The sequence below is a fragment of the Nonomuraea jabiensis genome, assembly GCF_014204795.1.
Taxonomy (GTDB): domain Bacteria; phylum Actinomycetota; class Actinomycetes; order Streptosporangiales; family Streptosporangiaceae; genus Nonomuraea; species Nonomuraea jabiensis.
In genome coordinates, this window is record NZ_JACHMB010000001.1 from 9275438 (window position 1) to 9291293 (window position 15856).

Genomic DNA, 15856 nt, shown 5'->3' on the forward strand with positions numbered 1-15856 from the left:
CTTACTCGTCTAGGCCCCACGCGGCCCACACTCGGTCGAAGGCGATGAGGAGGGAGTCGGTAGCGAGGGTTTCGAGGAGCCCTGTGCCCTGCTCCGCGTCCACGTTGACAAGTTCCCGGGCCGCCCACACTCGGTCGGCGGTGTTGAGGGTGCGATCGGTGGCGAAGCTTTGCAGCAGTTGCGCGCCGAGATTCCTGGTCCTGTCCGCCTGGGCCAGCGACCGGGCTGCCTGTAGGCGCCCGAAGGTGTTGAAGGTGGGGTCGGTGGCGAGGGTTTCGAGGAGCCGTGTGCCCCGCTCCGCGTCCACTTTGACGAGTTCTCGGGCCACGCCCAGGCGCTTGCCGGTGGTGAAGGCGGGGTCGGTGGCGAGGGTTTCGAGGAGGCGTGTGCCCCGCTCCGCGTCCACTTTGACGAGTTCCCAGGCCGCATGCAGGAGGTCGGGGGTGGCGAGGCTGGGGTCGGTAGCGGGAGTGAGCAGCCGTGTGCCCCGCACCACGTCTACCTCGACCAGTTCCTGTGCCGCCACCATGGCCCTGTACCGGCCGGGGACGGTGGTGTATCGGGTGGCCACGCTCCGGAGCCGGTGCCCGTCCACCTGGGCCCGCACCTCAGTGAGCCCCCGGGCGGCGTACACGCGCTCGGAGGGGCCAAGCGTGGGATCGGCGGCGAAGCCTTCGAGGAGCCGTGTGCCCCGCTCCACATCAACCTCGGCCAGCACCCGGGCCGCTGCTGCCACAGCGGACCCGCTGATCCGACACTCATGGGGGCGGACGAAGCTCCCGTTCCGGTAATGGCTACGCACGTGCGTCGTTGTCTACGCGGTGTTGGTCGGCGAACTCAGACGGTGCGAACGCAGGCGCACTGGCCTGCCGCGAGTGTGCCCTCCGCAGCCTCTGCGGCTTCCCGCGTGGTGACTTCGGTTTTGGCGGAAGCGACCGCCGCTGCGGCGCGGCCTTCGGCCTCCGTCTTCTTGACGCGTGGCTGGACTTCCACTGCCGTACGCCCTCCGGCCTCGGCCTTCTCGTCGCGCGGCCAGACCGCCAGTGCCGTGACAGCTGCGATTACCGCCAGGCCCGCCAGCACCGTCCAGGTGATCGTGAAGCCTGCCTGCGTGGCGACCCAGCCGGCGATGGGATAGGTGACCAGCCAGGCCAGGTGAGACAGCGAGAACTGGGCGGCGAAGACCTCGGGAATTCCGGCGGGATCGACCGCCCGGCGAAGCACCCGCCCGGTCGGCGTGACGATCAGCGCCATCCCACCGCCGATCGCCACCCAGATCACCACGGTCGGCAGTGATGCGGCGACGCTCGCCGCGGACATCGTGACCGCCGCGCCGACCGCCGATACCAGCACGGCGGCACCGATCAGCATCACGAACCGGTCCGCCACCCGGTCCAGGACGCGCGGGAGGACGAGGGCCACCAGCAGCGTCCCCGTTCCGGACGCGGCGAGCACCCAGGCGACGTCGGATTGGGCTCCGCCGAGAACGTCGCGGACGTAGTTCACGGTGTTGACGACCACGATGGAGCCGACGGCGGCGACCACGAGGTTCAGTGCCATGACACCGCGCAGACTTGGGGTGGCCGCGAAAGTGCGGATCCCGGCCACGGCCCGGTCCCAGGCGCTCGTACGCGAACTGGGGCGCGCGTTGGGGATGCGCGTGGACAGGACCAGCAGCGCGGACACGGCGAACCCGACGGAGGTGCCGATGAACAGCAGGTTGAACGACATGAAGGTGAGCGCCACAGCCGCGAGCACGGGGCTCAACAGGCTCTCCATGGTGTAGGCCACCTGCGATGCGGACAGGGCGCGGGTGTAGTCGGCCTCCTTGGTCACGATGTCGGGGATGACCGCCTGAAACGTCGGGGTGAATGCCGCTGACGCTGTCTGGAGAGCCCCGATCAGGACGTAGATGTGCCACACCTCGGTGACGAACGGCAGCGCGATCACCACCAGAGCGCGCACCACGTCGAGGATCGTGAGAAACCAGCGTCTGGGCAGCCGATCGACGTACGCGGCCGCGAGCGGTGCGACGACCACGTACGCGACCATTTTGATCGTCAGCGCGGTGGCGAGAACCGCACCGGCACGCGGACCTGCGAGCTCGTACGCGAGCAGCCCCAGCGCGACGGTGGCCAGACCGGTACCGAACAACGCGATGACTTGAGCGCTGAACAGCCGCCGGTAGTCGCGAATCGCGAACAATCCCATGCCCGTCTCCTCCCGGGTAACCGCAGTCACCATCAAGTACTGAACAGATACCCCTTAGGGGTATGGCGTCGGGAGTTTTGTATACCAGGGTGGGGTATATGTCAAGCTATGAATTCGAGCTCGGCAAGCCTGCTTGGCCTGCAGTGCGACGCCGAGCAGGGCGCGAGCCTTGTCGCCTTGCCGAGTGCATCCAGGACGGAGTCGACCGCGTCGGTGACGCGGGGCGGCGACTCGATGGTCAACCCCTTGACCGCTCCGGCGGCGGGACCGCAATGCGAGCCTCCCTCGTACCACCACCTGGGTAAGGGAGTCGAACCGGTCGATCCCGCCGGGATCTGTGGCGGCCGACGTATCGCCGCCCCATCGGCCGACCGGCGACTGCGGCGTGTCAGCTCTCTTGCGTGCTCAACGGCGTCCGCGGGCCCAGCATCCATGGATCCTGAATGGCTTGACTGTCACCGACTCTTGCGATCATTATGAACATATATTCATGAACAGTTGTTCACGATCGAGAGGCTACCGATGACCATCGTCAACACCCACCAAGCGGAAGCCTGGAACGGCTACGAGGGCAACCACTGGGCCGATCACTACACCCGCTACGACGCCGTGAACAGCGGATTCAACGATTACCTGCTGCATCACGTCAGGGACGGAGACCGGGTGCTCGACGTCGGCTGCGGCAACGGCCAGGTCACCCGGCTGGCCGCGCGTCGCGCCGGTCACGTCACCGGGATCGACCTGTCAGCCCCCATGTTGCACGTCGCCCGCGCCGCCGCGGAGGCGGAGGGGATCGCCGCCGTCGACTTCCAGCAGGGTGATGCCCAGGTCCACCCCTTTCCAGCAGGCTCTTACGACCTGGTCATGAGCCGCTTCGGGATCATGTTCTTCGCCGATCCGGTCGCCGCCTTCGCCAACATCGCCCGCGGGTTGCGCAGTGGTGGCCGGGTGGCCATGCTCAGCCTGCGGTCCGCAGGTGACAGTGACCTGGGCGCGGTGCTGAATGCGCTCGCCGCCCACCTGCCGGCGCCCGAACCCGACCAGGACGGCGTAGGGCCGACGTCGCTGTCCGATCCTGGGCACATCGGCGAGGTGTTCACCGCGGCCGGCTTCGCCGAGGTCGAGGCCACGCCCGTCGAGGCGATGCAGGTGTGGGGCAGCGACGCCGACGACGCGGCAGACTTCCTGATGGCCTGGGGTCCTGTTCGCTTCCTCCTGGAACGAGGCGACCCCGCGGCCGCGCTGCGGGCCCGCACCGCGCTGGTCTCCGCGCTGCGCCCCTTCGAGCAGCCCGACGCCGTACGCCTGCGCGGCACCGCCAACCTCATTACGGCGATCCGGCCGTGAGCCCGCCCAGGGCGGCCGCTCTGAGCGAGGGTGAGAGCCTGCCGGACCACCTGGTGGCCGCCGCCGCGCGCCTGCTGGCCCGGCATGGCGCCGCCGGGCTGACCGTCCGGGCGATCGCCCGCGAGGCCCAGGTGGCCGACGGCGTGCTCTACAACCACTTTGCGGACAAGGAAGAACTTCTCGCCCTGGCCATGCATTCGCATGTTCGCTCCGTAGAGCGCGACCTGCCTGCGCTCCCGGAGCCCGGATCGGGTGATCTGGCGGGCAATCTCCGTGCCTTCGTCGCCTACGGGGTGGCGTTGCACCTGGCGATCATGCCCGCCTTCGCCGGCATGTTGGCGCGGCCCGAGGTTCTCATGCGCTTCGCCGCCCTGGACAATCCAGTGGCCGAGGGGCGGGGTCTGCGCGCGAAGCTGGCCGATTACCTGCGCGGCGAACAAGCCATCGGCCGCTTGTCCGCTGCGGGTCACCCCGACGCCGCCGCCACGATGGTCGTCGGGGCCTGTCACGAACTCGTCCTGCCGCACCTGTTCCGCGGCGTGCCGGCCACCGGCATCGAGGTCCCGCCCGGCTTCGTCGACCACCTCGTCTCCACCTGCCTGTATGGAGTGGCCATACGACCGGAGTGATCGGGCGCAGGAATAGGGTGTCGGCGACCAGCGCGACAACGGCCGGCATGCGAGCTTCCCCGCAGCGGCGTGGTCATCGAAGGCTTTGGGATGCCGGTGGCTCGCGCTTACCCGGCATCGAGCAGCTGACCTCTACTCAAGGCCGAACCTCCAGCGTTGTACTTTCACGGGCAAAGGCGCGAGGTCCTGGCATCACGTCACCCGCAATCCCGGAAATCACCGAGGGCGTTCGGCGTCGTGAGCTGGCGCGCACGGCCAGGACCACGGCGCGACAGCCCGTCCCCGACCGGCGCGCGGTCGCCGAGCGCAACATCGCCGCGGTCCTCGAAGTCGGCACAAGGCTGACCATTCTCATGTGTGCCGAGATCGACGACGCCGGGGGAGCTCGCACCTGCCTGGAACGCGGTATCGGGTACGTGGACGTGTCGGCCTCCCCCCATGTGCTGGCCGAGAGCCAGCATCTGGACGGCCTGGCCCGCGAACTCGGCGTAACCGCAGCCCCTCAAGATGGGCCTTGTCCCCGGCATCACCAACCTGCTGGCTCGCATCTGCGCCGAACGCTCACCGGCCACGGAACTGCGCATCGGAGTGCTGCTCGGCTCGGAGGAGCAGCACGGCCGAGCGGCGATCGCCTGGACCCTGGATGGGCTGGGCCAGTTCGACGGCTCGTGGACGATGAGTTTTCCCGTGCCGTTCTTCGGCACGCGGACCGTTCACCGCTCCCGTTCTCGGATCAGTACACGCTGCCCTGCACTCTCGGCATGCCCGCCGGGCGCACTGGGGCTGTGTATGGACTCTCACATCGCCACCGGCCTGCTGTCCGCGGCCGGGCGGCCCGCAGCCCGGCCGCTACGCCGCCGGAAGGTACGCGATCTGCTGCTCACGGCGCTGGAGCAGATCCATCTCGGGAACGAAGGGTTCGCTGTGACGGTCAACTCGGGCACGGCCCACGCATCCTTCAGCGGACGGCGGATGAGCCGCGCCACCGCGCTGCTCATCCGCCTGCCCGCTCTGTCGCCCGGCGTCCAGCACATCGAGAAACTGGTGGACCCGCTCGTCTTCCTGACCGAACTCGCCGCCGATGGGTTCGATCTCCGCATTCGACCACGATGACCATCTGGAGACCGGCCGTCGATGACCAGCACCATGCGCAGGGTCCGCTCATCGCCCTGATCGCGTGTGCGGCGTAGGACCAACGCCGGCCTGCGGAAACGTATCGCCACGAGCCCCGATGACCGGGAGGTCCGGCTCGGAAACCGGTACTCGTGGCTCATTGCGGCCACCGCCTCGCCCGGCGAGTGGCCAGAACCTTGCGCGCGGGCGAAGAGCCGCATGACTTGGTCTTGGACGGCCGCGAGCTCTGGATGGCCGACAACGGCCGGGGCACGCTGCTCCACGTCGATCCGCAGGTCAGGAAGTGCCCTCACGGCGTGGCATTCGTTCGCCTGCAGACGGCTGAAAAGTCGGCGATGCCGGAGAGTGTGAGCGAGGCTGGCGATAGGAACATCCGAGCCAAGCATCCCGGCGCACTGGGCCGACGTCTTACGGAGTCAGTCGATTGACTCGGCGAAGCCAACAGAGCCAGTGCGTCTACCCGGCGGGCGCCGCAGGTCGCGCTTGCTGCGTCGTTGCTCGTCCTGCTTCCGCCAGCCGTACCGGGTCACACCCCGCGGCTTGAACACCGAGAGGACCATGATGATGAGCAACACCACAAGGCCGCCGACGGAGTGGGGCATCGTGCCAGGAAGCCCCCTGGGATCGGCGTCGGACGTTGCCGCTTGTGCCAGGTGACTCACGGTCGATGTCTCAACGAGTAAGACGGTGGTCGCCAAGACGGTGAGCAGGAGTTTCACCAGCACCCAGTAGTGCCTGAACAGGCCCCATGGGGTACCCAGCGCATTGACGATCCCGATGATCACTGATGCGAGGGCCAACGGGACGATGACGTACACGACCGTGACCTCCATCGCGGAGTATGCACCCCGCACCGTGTTGCTTACCTGGCTACTTGTAGCGGTGATGTCGAGTCCGAGGTAGGCAAGGACCGCGCCGAGCCAGCCGACCGAAGTGGCGACGTGTGTGGTGAGGACGACCTTGCGGATGGAGGGAGACATGAGCATCAGTGGCTGCCCTCGAGGGTTGGACGGCCCGAGCCGTCGTCGAGGAGCGCCTGGATTTCCATGACGCCGACCGGCGATGAGCCGCCGGCACCCATGTGCCGACCGGGGCCGTGTTCGCCTCCGAGGCCTGTGAGTTTCACGATCAGGACGAACAGGATCAGGACGCCGACGATGATCGCCGATACCTTCACCCAGCGTGGCGCCCTGGGCGGTGCAGCAGAAGACGATCCACGGTCGGCGCCCACGTCGGGGCTGTCTCTGGGGTCAGGGGAGTGAGGTGGGACGGCCATGAAAATTCCTCCGGTATGCGTGGTGGGCGAGCCGCTTCGGACCATAGCGTTTTTCGATACGATGTGTCTATATAAAAACAGACTGTCTCGACTATGGTCGCCACGTATACTCAACTGGTGCCGAAGCTGTGGAACGAGACGATCGAGACGCACCGCCACACCGTGCGTGAGGCGATCCTGGAAACCACGTGGGCGCTGGTGACCGAGCACGGCTTGATGTCGGTGACGATGACGCGGATCGCCGAGAAGGTCGGCATTGGGCGCGCGACACTGTACAAGTACTTCCCGGATGTGGAAGCGATCCTGACCGCTTACCACGAACGTAACGTCACGTCACCGGCCACCTTGAACGGCTCGCCGAACTTCGGGACCACCCGGGCGGCGCCCGTGAGCGGCTCGAAGCGGCACTCGAGCGCTACGCCCTCATCTCTCACCATCGCGGGCGGCACGGAACCGAAGAGCTCGAGGCACTCCTGCACCGAGGCGAGTTTGTCGCCCATGCGCAGCAGCGGATCATCGACCTTTTCCGAGACTTTCTGGTCGAGGTCGCCGCCGTTGGCGACCTGCGAGACGACGTCGCGCCCGACGAACTCGCGAGTTACTGACTTCACGCCCTGTCCGGAGCCGGCAAGTTGCCGTCCGAAGCCGCAGTCCGCCGACTCGTCGCGGTCACGCTGACCGGGTTGCGCCCTCCGCGCTGAAGCATGGCGAAGCCGCGCGGGGCCGGAAGCCCTCCGCCCCTGCGGTGGGTGGCGGGCGTACTCTTCGCCGGCAGGCGGCCCGCAGCTTCCAGAATTGGGGTAGATGCCAGCAGGTCACGTAGTCCCTGGCGGCGTTCATGGCGAGGCGAGCAAAGCTCCGTCCAGCGAACACTCGCCCTTGGCCCTGCCGAGCTGACAGCAACTTGGGATCATGATGAGCTTTGAGGCTGGAGTCTCTTCTTGATCATTTTACGGTTGAGGCAACATGCGCTGTCCGGTGGGCGGCGCGCGTGATCACGTCTTCTGCCTGCGCGCGTGATTCCCAACCTCGAGTGTCGGTGCTTTTGTCCGGTTCGAGGTCCTTGTAGACGTCGAAGAAGTGGCTGATCTCCCCAAGTACGTGAACATCGACGTCCAGCAGATCCTGGATGTCCGCGTAGCGGCTGTCGTTGGCGGGCACGCAAAGGATCTTCGCATCCGGCCCGTGTTCATCGTGCATCCAGAACACTGCCACGGGACGCGCGCTGATCACGCATCCGGGAAAGGTCGGCACCTCGCCCAGCACCAGCGCGTCCAGCGGATCGTCGTCCTCGGCCAGCGTTCCGGGCACGAACCCGTAGTCGTAGGGGTAGGCGGTCGCGGTGAACAGCGTTCGATCGAGCCTGATCTGCTGTTTGAGCTGATCCATCTCGTACTTGTTGCGTGACCCCCGCGGCGTCTCCACGATCACATCGAACTGCATCACAACCTCCTGCGCCGCAGCTGCCGGCTGGTCACATCCTCGGCCAGAGCGTGCTTCCAGGTGTCCACCCACACCCGATAGGGAGCAGGCGTACGGCGCCTCACCCTCACGCGGACGGGCATGGGGCGATATGCCGCCCAGGCGGCGATTCCCGCATCCAGCAGCTCGTCCACGCGCCGCTCGGGCACGTCGCCCAGTTCGCTCCAGGCGTCGGAGGACAGCCCGTTGCCGTGCCCGTGCCAGGGCAGCCAATAGGGGCGATCAAAAGGTCGATCGCTCGGCTGGAACATAGCGAACACCGGCATCCTCCTCATCGCGAGGACAGGACCCATTGGCCGGTACGGTGGAGAGCCACTCGGTGGGGCGGCCTCGGCGGAGGCCACCACTGATCACTTCCATAATATGCCCGCGTCCGCTGGCCGGTCAGAGCCGCCCGAGGTGGCGGGGCGAGTTTGAGGCCGAGGATCCAGGTCGCTACGGACGAAGGCCCCGTACTTGGCAGGCTTGCGTGGTTGGTGGGGGTTCGAGTTCGGTCAGGAGCTTCAGTAGCGTGCGCAGGTCGAGGTCATCGTTATCTCGCCGGGTGTGGAGGCTTTCTCGTGCAGTTTCCAGCGTGGCTGGGGCCAGCTCGATGGGGTCCTGGTGATGGCGGGACAGCAGTGCCGGCCGTGCGGTGTGATCGAGGTCGGGCACGGGGCAGCCATATCCGGGATCTCGACTGGCACACCGGCGCCAGGCAGATATTCCGAGTCGCCCCGCCGCCTTACATGCTCCGCCTCGCCTGGCGACACAACCGGGAGGGAGCCGCCAGGGGGCGGGGCGAGTTGCGGCTGGCTTGGCACAGTGCCACGGCGCGATTGAGGATCGCGCGTAGCAACGTGTTTCCCTAGGACAAGCTCGATCGCATTGACCGGGCGCCGGCGCGGACATTCGACTGCCATTGCCCGGCACGATTTGGCCGATCTCACGTTTCCAAGCGACGCGCTAATTCAGGCACGGCGGTGCTCAGCCGGATGTGGACCGGACCCATAGGCGACGGCCCCGAAGTCGCAGAAGCATACCGTGCACGATCTCCGGACACGGAATACGATCGCGGGAACCAGGCACGACCCCGGAAGCCACGGGCGCTGAGAGAACGTTCGTGACGAGCGCGACTCACTCCGGCGTCGGAGTCGTTCGCGCAGAGTGCCAGACCGTGTCGCGCGTTCTCGTCGCCATGGGACGCCTCCGGCGATAGCGCTGGCCGAGACGCCAACGAGTCCCACCTGGGTCGAGATGTCGAAGCCGAGCCCGAGCGGCAGGCCAACCGGGTAGATGTGCCAGCCGGTGCTGATCAGGCGGGTGTAGCCGCTCTTGGGGAGGCGGTTGAGCAGCTTTCGTTCCGTGAGTAGCCGCTCGGGTCGTCCGAGCTCGTAGGCACGTTGTCATATGTCGGGGCACGTCTTCCATGAGTCGGTGAAGCTGGCCAGGCTGAGGCCTGCCACCAGGTAGCGGAAAAGGGGCGGTGGTGAGCAGGAGCTTCACTCGCATCGCCGAGTACGCGCCATGGTCGTTGACGGATGAGCGGGTATAGTCGGGCCCGCAGTAACTCGTACAACAATGTACGACTTATAGGGTGGATGTGCGTTGAGGCGAAGGAAGTAGGCGGGAGCCGACAATGCTGCTTCACGAGACCTATCTGGATACCGAGGTGATCCGCTTTCACTACGCACGAGCCGGAAACGGTCCGCCCGTCCTGCTCCTGCCCGGTAGCGGCGGGTGGAAGCTCACGTTCCAGGCGATGCTCGAGGTCCTTGCACCGCAATACACCGTCTACGCACTGGACCCGCCGGGACAAGGTGCCATGGAGATCCTCGACCGCGCCCTCTCGCTCGGAGCCGACGGGATCGCCCGGTCCATCGCCGGCTTTCTCGACGGGGTGGGCGTGCGGCGGCCGGCGATCGTCGGGCACTCCTGGGGCGGGGGTTTCGCGTTACGGTTCGCTGAGCTGCACCCCGACCGGGTGGCCCGCCTGGCGCTGATCGCGCCGGGCGGGCTCGATGTCAGGGACACGTGGGAGTTCCGGCTTGCGCGGCTCCCCCTGGGCGGTGAGCTCGCCGTTCGCCTGGCCTTGGAAGGCTCGGCGCGGCACTTAGTGCGCAAGTCCTTCGCCCACCGAGAACGCGTGCCGAAGGATCGGCTGGATGACTACGTGCACATGATGAAGTCGTCGCGCCTGCGGGCAACCCTGCTCGCGGACATGCTGCGCATGGAGCGCTCGGTGCGGTGGTCGGACACCGAACAAGATCTGCGCCTTGTCAACATGCCCGTCCTGCTGCTGTGGGGTAGCGAGGATCGCGTCCTCCCCGCGAGCGTGGAGGAACATGTTGTGTCAGGCGGCGGCCACTCGCTGCACGATGACTGCCCGGAAGAGACCTACGCGCTGCTGCTCCCGTTCCTGGGGGCCGATCATGCGTAGCGGTCCGGGAATCGGCACCGACACCGCGATCGTGCTGCTGGTGGCCGGACTGATCTTCCTGGTGGCCTTGGTACTGGGCGTATGGAAGTACCGGCAGATGATCCGCTCTGAGGAACACCTGGCTCATCCCTACGTGGACATCGCTCACCGGGCCGCGCTGCTGTACTCGTTCGCGACGCTGCTGATCGCCGTGTTCGTGGAGTTGAGTGGCTGGCCACCGGTGGTGGATCTCGTCGCAGCCGGCGTCGTGGTCGCCTTCTTCGTGGCCGCGATCGGGACGTACGTCTACCACGGCTGGCGCCGGGACACCGACAACCAGCTTCGCCGTCCGGTTCGCGGCACGACTGTCTTCATGGTCGGACTGATCGTGGGGGAGATCGGTGGCTTTGCCGTCCTGCTGATCGGCTTCGTCCAGGCGCAACTGTGGTGAACCATCATGGCGGGGGCGGCCAGGGGGTAGGGCCATGCACAGCACCGCCGGGTCGTCATGGGGCATCAGCCCTGATGGGACGTTGCGCCGGCAGCTGCGACTCCCCAGCATGCCCTCTCTACTCGGAGAACTGGTCGTATCGGATGAGGTGATGGCCTGGCAGTGCTCGCAGGGCACGTCGTACGTTGTGGATCAGGATGTGGGTCACCCCGGATCGTCAGTCGCGACCTGATGGACGCGGACGGCGATGCGCAGGGTGTGTGACGTTGTCGGTCTGATGGGCAGCGCGGAAGCAGCGCGTTGCGATAGTTCGGTGGCAGGTCGTCAAAGGAATGGTCGGCCCACCGCTTCGGGGTGATTCCGGGCGCAACAGGTCCGGGCGTTGCTCCCGGACCAAGGTGACCAGGGCGGCAAGATCGTAGGGGACGGGTTCGGTGTGGGACTCGGCCAGCGTGCCGAGCACGGCGACGCGCGTCACCGGCTCGCAGCGGTTCGTTGACATGAGCAGTCCGACGAGGAACAGCAGGGGAGTGGGTCGGGCTCATGATGGCCTCAAAGGAGACGGCTCGCGAGACGGGCGGTCGCGGCCAGTGGCCAGAGCAGCAAGATCGCAAGCGCGGCGAAGGCGCTGTAGAGCACCGCGTGCCTCGTTCGCTCCTTCCTGTCCAATTCGGACGTTAGGAGGGGTGGACGTTCAAGAACAGTTCCTACGCGACAACCTTGTGGGTCAGCCCGTGCGTAATCAGTGTGAGCACGTGCGCCTCGCGCGGGGACAGGTCGATCGCCTTGTCGGTTGGGTTCTTCCCCGCGGGCCAGGGTGGCCAGTGCCTGCGCGGCCAGTGCAGGCGGCAGGATGATCTTGCCACGCGCTGCCGCCACCACTGCACGTAGTAACTCGGCGACCTCGGCGTCGCGCGCCACGCAGCCTGAGGCTCCCATGGCCAGCACGCTCACGCCTCGGTGACCGTGTGGTCCTCTGCCGGCAGCACCATGCCCGCATCAGATACGGCGCCGCGCAGGCGGTTGACGATCTCCGGCCGCCGCTCTCAGGTGACATCGATGAGCACGGTATGTGGCCGCCCTCGGGACAGCAGTTCGGCTGCCTGCCCAACGGATAAGGTGGCCGCGACTTAGCCGATGTCCGGCAAAGGGCCTGAGCAGCGCACGCCAGGCCTCGCCGAGGAGCGGCTCCGCCGGCACGATGACGCTGATGTCGAAGCCTGACATCTTGCTCGGCCTGTCCCGGTCGAGTGTGCGTGGATGCGGTCGCACCCATACAGCTCCCTGTCATACCGGTAGGGAGTAAAGCCAGCCTCCTGGCGTCGAGGAGGTGGATGTCCTTTTCGGGCTATCCCAAATGTACCCCTAGGGGGTACTTGACACCATGTCCCTCCGTGAGGGACCGTGTACCCGGAAATAGCCCATGTGCCCCATAACGGTATATGGGTGGCATTTGGGGGCCTCGACGCCTTCTCCCGAATCCACGGGAGAGACGTCCCGGGCCCGCGGGGGCCTTGTGCCGACTGGTCGCGCGTCAGCGCGAGAGGAAGGGCATGGCCATGGCGTCAGCATTTTTTCGGACATCTTCCCTCGTAGTCCTAGTGATCGTTCTGGCTGGATGCGGTTCCGGGCCTGGCGATGGCGACCTGCTGCAGCGAGTCAAGGCGGCAGGCGTCCTCCGGGTGGCCCAGACCCAGGCCAACCCGCCATGGAACTTCCTGGAGAACGGCAAACCCGCGGGTTACGACGTGGATGTGGCCAACGAACTGGCACGGCGCATGGGGATCGCCAAGGTCGAGTTCGTGGCGTCGAACTTCCAGAGCTTCATCGCGGGCGTCCAGGCGGGCCGCTTCGACGCGGTCGTCTCGGGCCAGACCATCACCGACGAACGTAAGAAGCAGGTCGACTTCTCCCGCCCGTACGAGGTGAACGGAATATCGATCTTCGTGGCCAGCGCCTCCGGCATCGGCGGCGTGGCCGACCTGAAGGGAAAGAAGATCGCGGTCACGGCGGGCACGACCCAGGCGGCCTTCGCCAAGAAAACGATCCCGGACGCCGACATCAAGACCTATGACAACGCCACGCTCGGCCTGACCGAGGTAGGCAGGGGCCGCGCGGACGCCGCGCTGTGCTCGCGCTTCCAGGGCGCGTTCCTGGCGCAGAAGAACGGCCTGGCGGTCAAGCCGGCCGGTCCGCTGCTCGAGTCGGAGGTGAACGGCATCTCGTTCGCCAAGGGCTCCACCGCGTTCAAGCAGGCCGTGGACAAGGCCCTGGGCGACATGATCTCCGACGGCACCCTCGCCACGATCTCCCGCAAGTGGCTGGGGGGCCTGGACATGGCCGAAGAGCTGGGGAAGGTGTGATGGACCTGCTCGTCGACTTCTTCCCTGACCTGATCGCGGGTCTGGGCATCACGCTCATGCTCGGCGTGGTCTCGTTCATCCTGGGCAGTGCCCTCGGCGCGATGATCACGCTGGGCCGCATCTCCGGGAGCCGGGTGTTGCGCGCCCTCGCGGCCGCGTACGTGTCGGTGTTCAGGGGCACGCCGCTGCTCATCCAGATCATGATCGTCTATTACGGGCTGCCGCAACTCGGGCTGGAGATTCCGCCCATCCCATCGGCGATCGTGGCGTTCACCCTGTTCAGCGCCGCGTACTTGAGCGAGAACTTCCGCGCCGGAGTGCTCGGCGTGGACAAAGGGCAGTGGGAGGCGGCCGCCTCGATGGCGATGCCGTACTGGAAGACCCTGCGGCGGGTCATCTTCCCGCAGGCGATCAGGATCGCCACGCCGGCTGTGGGCAGCAGGTTCGTCGCGCTCATGAAGGACACCTCGCTGGCCTCCGCGGTCACCGTGGTCGAGTTGACCAGGATCGCCGAGGGCATCGGCACCTCGACGTTCCGGTACATGGAGGCGCTGCTGCTGGTCGGCATCCTCTACTGGCTGGTCAACACCGTGTTGCAGATCGGCCAGCAGGCGCTGGAGAAGCGGATGAGGAGGGCCTACGCATGACGATCGTGAGCGTTCGCGGATTGTGCAAGCGTTTCGGTGATCTGGAAGTCCTCAAGGGCATCGACCTGGACGTCGAGCGGGGCGAGGTGGTCGTGGTCATGGGTCCGTCCGGCTCCGGCAAGACGACGCTGATCCGCTGTCTCAACCTCCTGGAGAGCCCCGAAGCGGGCAGCGTGAGCGTGTGCGGCGCCGGGTTGGACTGCGGGGCCGCTCTGTCCAAACGGGCCGTACGCGACATCCGCCGGCACACCGCGATGGTCTTCCAGCAGTTCAACCTGTTCCCGCACATGACGGCGCTGCAGAACGTGATGGAGGGCCCCGTCTCGGTACGCGGCCTGCCCCGGGCGCAGGCCGCCGACCTCGGACGGAGGTTGCTGGGACGGGTCGGCCTCGGCGACAAGTACGACTGCTACCCGGCCAAGCTGTCCGGCGGGCAGAAGCAGCGCGTCGCCATCGCCAGGGCACTGGCCATGGAGCCCGAGGTGATCTTGTTCGACGAGCCCACGTCCGCGCTCGATCCCGAGTTGCACGCCGAGGTGCTCCAGGTGATGCGCGAGCTCGCGCGAGAAGGGATGACGATGGTGGTGGTGACGCACGAGACCGCGTTCGCCCGGGAAGTGGCCGACCGGGTCGTGTTCATGGACGGCGGCACGGTGATCGAGCAGGGGCCGCCGTCGAGCTTCTTCACCAAGCCCGCCCATCCCCGGGTGCGGACCTTCCTGCAACTGGTGGCCTCGTGATCGACGTCGAGCGGGCCCGCGCGCTCACCCCGGGCGTGCGGAAGGTCGCCCATCTCAACAACGCCGGATCCGCGCTGCCGTCGAGCGCGGTGCTCGAGACGACCATCGACCATCTCCGCCTCGAAGCGGAAATAGGCGGATATGAGGCCGCCGCTGACGCCGCCGACCGGTTGGACGCCGTCTACACCTCGGCGGCCCGGCTGCTGAACTGCGCTCCAGGGGAGATCGCGATCCTCGACAGCGCCACGCGCGCCTGGGACCTGGCCTTCTACTCCATCCGCTTCGAGCAGGGCGACCGCATCCTCACCAGCAAGGCCGAGTACGCCAGCAACTTCATCGCCTACCTGCAGGCCGCCCAGCGCTTCGGCGTGCACGTGGAGGTCGTGCCGAACGACGGGCTCGGCCAGATCTCCGTCGACGCGCTCCGCGACCTGGTGGACGAGCGCGTCCGGCTCATCTCGCTCACCCACATTCCCACCAACGGCGGCCTGGTCAACCCTGCGGCCGAAGTCGGCAAGGTCGCCAAAGAGGCAGGCGCCCTGTTCCTGCTGGACGCCTGCCAGTCGGTGGGGCAGCTCCCGATCGACGTTGGTCAACTCGGCTGCGACCTGCTCTCCACCACAGGCCGCAAGTACCTGCGCGCGCCGCGCGGCACGGGCTTGCTCTACGTCCGGAACGGGGTGCTGGACCAACTGGAACCGGCCTTTCTCGACCTGCGGGCGGCCCGCTGGCTCAGCCGGGAGCGGTACGAGGTCCAGCCGGGCGCACGCAGATTCGAGAGCTGGGAGTACGGCGTGGCCGCCCGCCTGGGCCTGGGGGCGGCGATCGACGAGGCGCTCGGCTGGGGGCTGGAGAGCATTCGCGACCGCGTCTACACCCTGGCGGCCCGGCTGCGCGAGCAACTGGAGGCCGTTCCCGGTTGCCGGGTGCGTGACCAGGGCGCGGAGCGATGCGGCATCGTCACCTTCACGCTCGACGGTGTGCCCGCGGACGAGATCAAGGCCGGGCTCGCCGCCCGATCGATCAACGTCAGCGTCTCGCGCGCCCCCTCGACGCTCCTGGACATGACGGAGCGGGGACTGGTGGAGGTGGTACGCGCCTCCGTCCACTACTACAACACCACGGACGAACTGGCCGAGCTGTGCAGGGGTTTGCCGACCAGGTAACCGGGACACGGC

17 protein-coding genes are annotated in these 15856 nt (G+C 67.1%); 10 read left to right on the plus strand and 7 right to left on the minus strand.

Features of this window, described 5'->3' with window-relative positions:
- Position 1: 1 nt before the first annotated feature.
- Together HD596_RS42305 and HD596_RS42310 are read right to left on the minus strand one after the other, a co-directional pair.
- Entirely contained in the window at positions 2-718 is a 717-nt protein-coding gene (locus HD596_RS42305) for a hypothetical protein (protein WP_185075033.1), read from the minus strand.
- Between the two features lie 119 nt (positions 719-837).
- Complete coding sequence (locus HD596_RS42310) at positions 838-2211, minus strand: MFS transporter (protein ID WP_185075034.1); 1374 nt, start codon at positions 2209-2211, stop codon at positions 838-840.
- 522 nt (positions 2212-2733) lie between these two features.
- Between HD596_RS42310 and HD596_RS42315 the strand changes: the two genes are divergently transcribed.
- The 3 genes from HD596_RS42315 to HD596_RS42325 all read left to right on the plus strand — a co-directional run bounded on the left by HD596_RS42315 (position 2734) and on the right by HD596_RS42325 (position 5300).
- Positions 2734-3558, plus strand: a complete 825-nt coding sequence (locus HD596_RS42315; RefSeq protein WP_185075035.1) for a class I SAM-dependent methyltransferase — start codon at positions 2734-2736, stop codon at positions 3556-3558.
- Positions 3555-4187, plus strand: coding sequence for a TetR/AcrR family transcriptional regulator (locus tag HD596_RS42320; RefSeq protein ID WP_185075036.1), 633 nt, complete (start codon positions 3555-3557; stop codon positions 4185-4187). The genes HD596_RS42315 and HD596_RS42320 overlap by 4 nt, the downstream gene beginning before the upstream one ends.
- A gap of 507 nt (positions 4188-4694) precedes the next feature.
- Positions 4695-5300: a hypothetical protein gene (locus HD596_RS42325; RefSeq protein WP_185075037.1), complete on the plus strand. Its 606-nt coding sequence runs from the start codon at positions 4695-4697 to the stop codon at positions 5298-5300.
- A 437-nt stretch (positions 5301-5737) separates the two neighbouring features.
- Here HD596_RS42325 and HD596_RS42330 read toward each other — a convergent pair whose 3' ends face one another.
- The 3 genes from HD596_RS42330 to HD596_RS62655 form a co-directional block, all read right to left on the minus strand.
- Positions 5738-6301, minus strand: coding sequence for a hypothetical protein (locus HD596_RS42330; RefSeq protein ID WP_221519788.1), 564 nt, complete (start codon positions 6299-6301; stop codon positions 5738-5740).
- 5 nt (positions 6302-6306) lie between these two features.
- Positions 6307-6498, minus strand: a complete 192-nt coding sequence (locus tag HD596_RS42335; protein WP_185075039.1) for a hypothetical protein — start codon at positions 6496-6498, stop codon at positions 6307-6309.
- A gap of 209 nt (positions 6499-6707) precedes the next feature.
- On the minus strand, positions 6708-6854 hold the full coding sequence (locus HD596_RS62655; RefSeq protein ID WP_246555251.1) for a hypothetical protein: 147 nt from the start codon (positions 6852-6854) through the stop codon (positions 6708-6710).
- Between HD596_RS62655 and HD596_RS65865 the strand changes: the two genes are divergently transcribed.
- Positions 6826-7275 (plus strand): TetR/AcrR family transcriptional regulator, encoded by a 450-nt coding sequence (locus HD596_RS65865; protein ID WP_376776163.1) that lies wholly within the window; start codon positions 6826-6828, stop codon positions 7273-7275. The genes HD596_RS62655 and HD596_RS65865 overlap by 29 nt on opposite strands.
- A gap of 267 nt (positions 7276-7542) precedes the next feature.
- Here the strand turns inward: HD596_RS65865 and HD596_RS42345 are convergent, their stop codons facing one another.
- Entirely contained in the window at positions 7543-8040 is a 498-nt protein-coding gene (locus HD596_RS42345) for an inorganic diphosphatase (RefSeq protein WP_185075040.1), read from the minus strand.
- Positions 8040-8339, minus strand: coding sequence for a hypothetical protein (locus HD596_RS42350; protein WP_185075041.1), 300 nt, complete (start codon positions 8337-8339; stop codon positions 8040-8042). Before HD596_RS42350 ends, HD596_RS42345 begins: the two co-directional genes overlap by 1 nt.
- Before the next feature lie 1358 nt (positions 8340-9697).
- On the opposite strand from HD596_RS42350, the gene HD596_RS42355 reads away from it, so the two are divergent.
- The 6 genes from HD596_RS42355 (at position 9698) to HD596_RS42380 (ending at position 15844) form a co-directional block, all read left to right on the plus strand.
- Complete coding sequence (locus tag HD596_RS42355; protein ID WP_185075042.1) at positions 9698-10498, plus strand: alpha/beta fold hydrolase; 801 nt, start codon at positions 9698-9700, stop codon at positions 10496-10498.
- The gene (locus tag HD596_RS42360) at positions 10491-10928 is read left to right on the plus strand and encodes a hypothetical protein (protein WP_185075043.1); all 438 of its coding nucleotides are present in this window, start codon (positions 10491-10493) and stop codon (positions 10926-10928) included. The genes HD596_RS42355 and HD596_RS42360 overlap by 8 nt, the downstream gene beginning before the upstream one ends.
- A 1682-nt stretch (positions 10929-12610) precedes the next feature.
- On the plus strand, positions 12611-13291 hold the full coding sequence (locus HD596_RS42365) for a transporter substrate-binding domain-containing protein (RefSeq protein WP_221519790.1): 681 nt from the start codon (positions 12611-12613) through the stop codon (positions 13289-13291).
- Positions 13291-13938, plus strand: a complete 648-nt coding sequence (locus tag HD596_RS42370) for an amino acid ABC transporter permease (protein ID WP_185075045.1) — start codon at positions 13291-13293, stop codon at positions 13936-13938. Before HD596_RS42365 ends, HD596_RS42370 begins: the two co-directional genes overlap by 1 nt.
- Positions 13935-14678, plus strand: a complete 744-nt coding sequence (locus tag HD596_RS42375; protein ID WP_221519791.1) for an amino acid ABC transporter ATP-binding protein — start codon at positions 13935-13937, stop codon at positions 14676-14678. Before HD596_RS42370 ends, HD596_RS42375 begins: the two co-directional genes overlap by 4 nt.
- Positions 14675-15844 (plus strand): aminotransferase class V-fold PLP-dependent enzyme, encoded by a 1170-nt coding sequence (locus tag HD596_RS42380; RefSeq protein ID WP_185075046.1) that lies wholly within the window; start codon positions 14675-14677, stop codon positions 15842-15844. Before HD596_RS42375 ends, HD596_RS42380 begins: the two co-directional genes overlap by 4 nt.
- The last annotated feature ends 12 nt before the right edge of the window (positions 15845-15856 follow it).

What these genes read in the sequence shown, in the direction of transcription:
- HD596_RS42310 (WP_185075034.1), bottom strand. Translation starts at nt 2,211, where the DNA reads ATGGGATTGTTCGCGATTCGCGACTACCGGCGGCTGTTCAGCGCTCAA.
- HD596_RS42315 (WP_185075035.1), top strand. Translation starts at nt 2,734, where the DNA reads ATGACCATCGTCAACACCCACCAAGCGGAAGCCTGGAACGGCTACGAG.
- HD596_RS42325 (WP_185075037.1), top strand. Translation starts at nt 4,695, where the DNA reads ATGGGCCTTGTCCCCGGCATCACCAACCTGCTGGCTCGCATCTGCGCC.
- HD596_RS42330 (WP_221519788.1), bottom strand. Translation starts at nt 6,301, where the DNA reads ATGTCTCCCTCCATCCGCAAGGTCGTCCTCACCACACACGTCGCCACT.
- HD596_RS65865 (WP_376776163.1), top strand. Translation starts at nt 6,826, where the DNA reads ATGACGCGGATCGCCGAGAAGGTCGGCATTGGGCGCGCGACACTGTAC.
- HD596_RS62655 (WP_246555251.1), bottom strand. Translation starts at nt 6,854, where the DNA reads ATGCCGACCTTCTCGGCGATCCGCGTCATCGTCACCGACATCAAGCCG.
- HD596_RS42345 (WP_185075040.1), bottom strand. Translation starts at nt 8,040, where the DNA reads ATGCAGTTCGATGTGATCGTGGAGACGCCGCGGGGGTCACGCAACAAG.
- HD596_RS42355 (WP_185075042.1), top strand. Translation starts at nt 9,698, where the DNA reads ATGCTGCTTCACGAGACCTATCTGGATACCGAGGTGATCCGCTTTCAC.
- HD596_RS42360 (WP_185075043.1), top strand. Translation starts at nt 10,491, where the DNA reads ATGCGTAGCGGTCCGGGAATCGGCACCGACACCGCGATCGTGCTGCTG.
- HD596_RS42370 (WP_185075045.1), top strand. Translation starts at nt 13,291, where the DNA reads ATGGACCTGCTCGTCGACTTCTTCCCTGACCTGATCGCGGGTCTGGGC.
- HD596_RS42375 (WP_221519791.1), top strand. Translation starts at nt 13,935, where the DNA reads ATGACGATCGTGAGCGTTCGCGGATTGTGCAAGCGTTTCGGTGATCTG.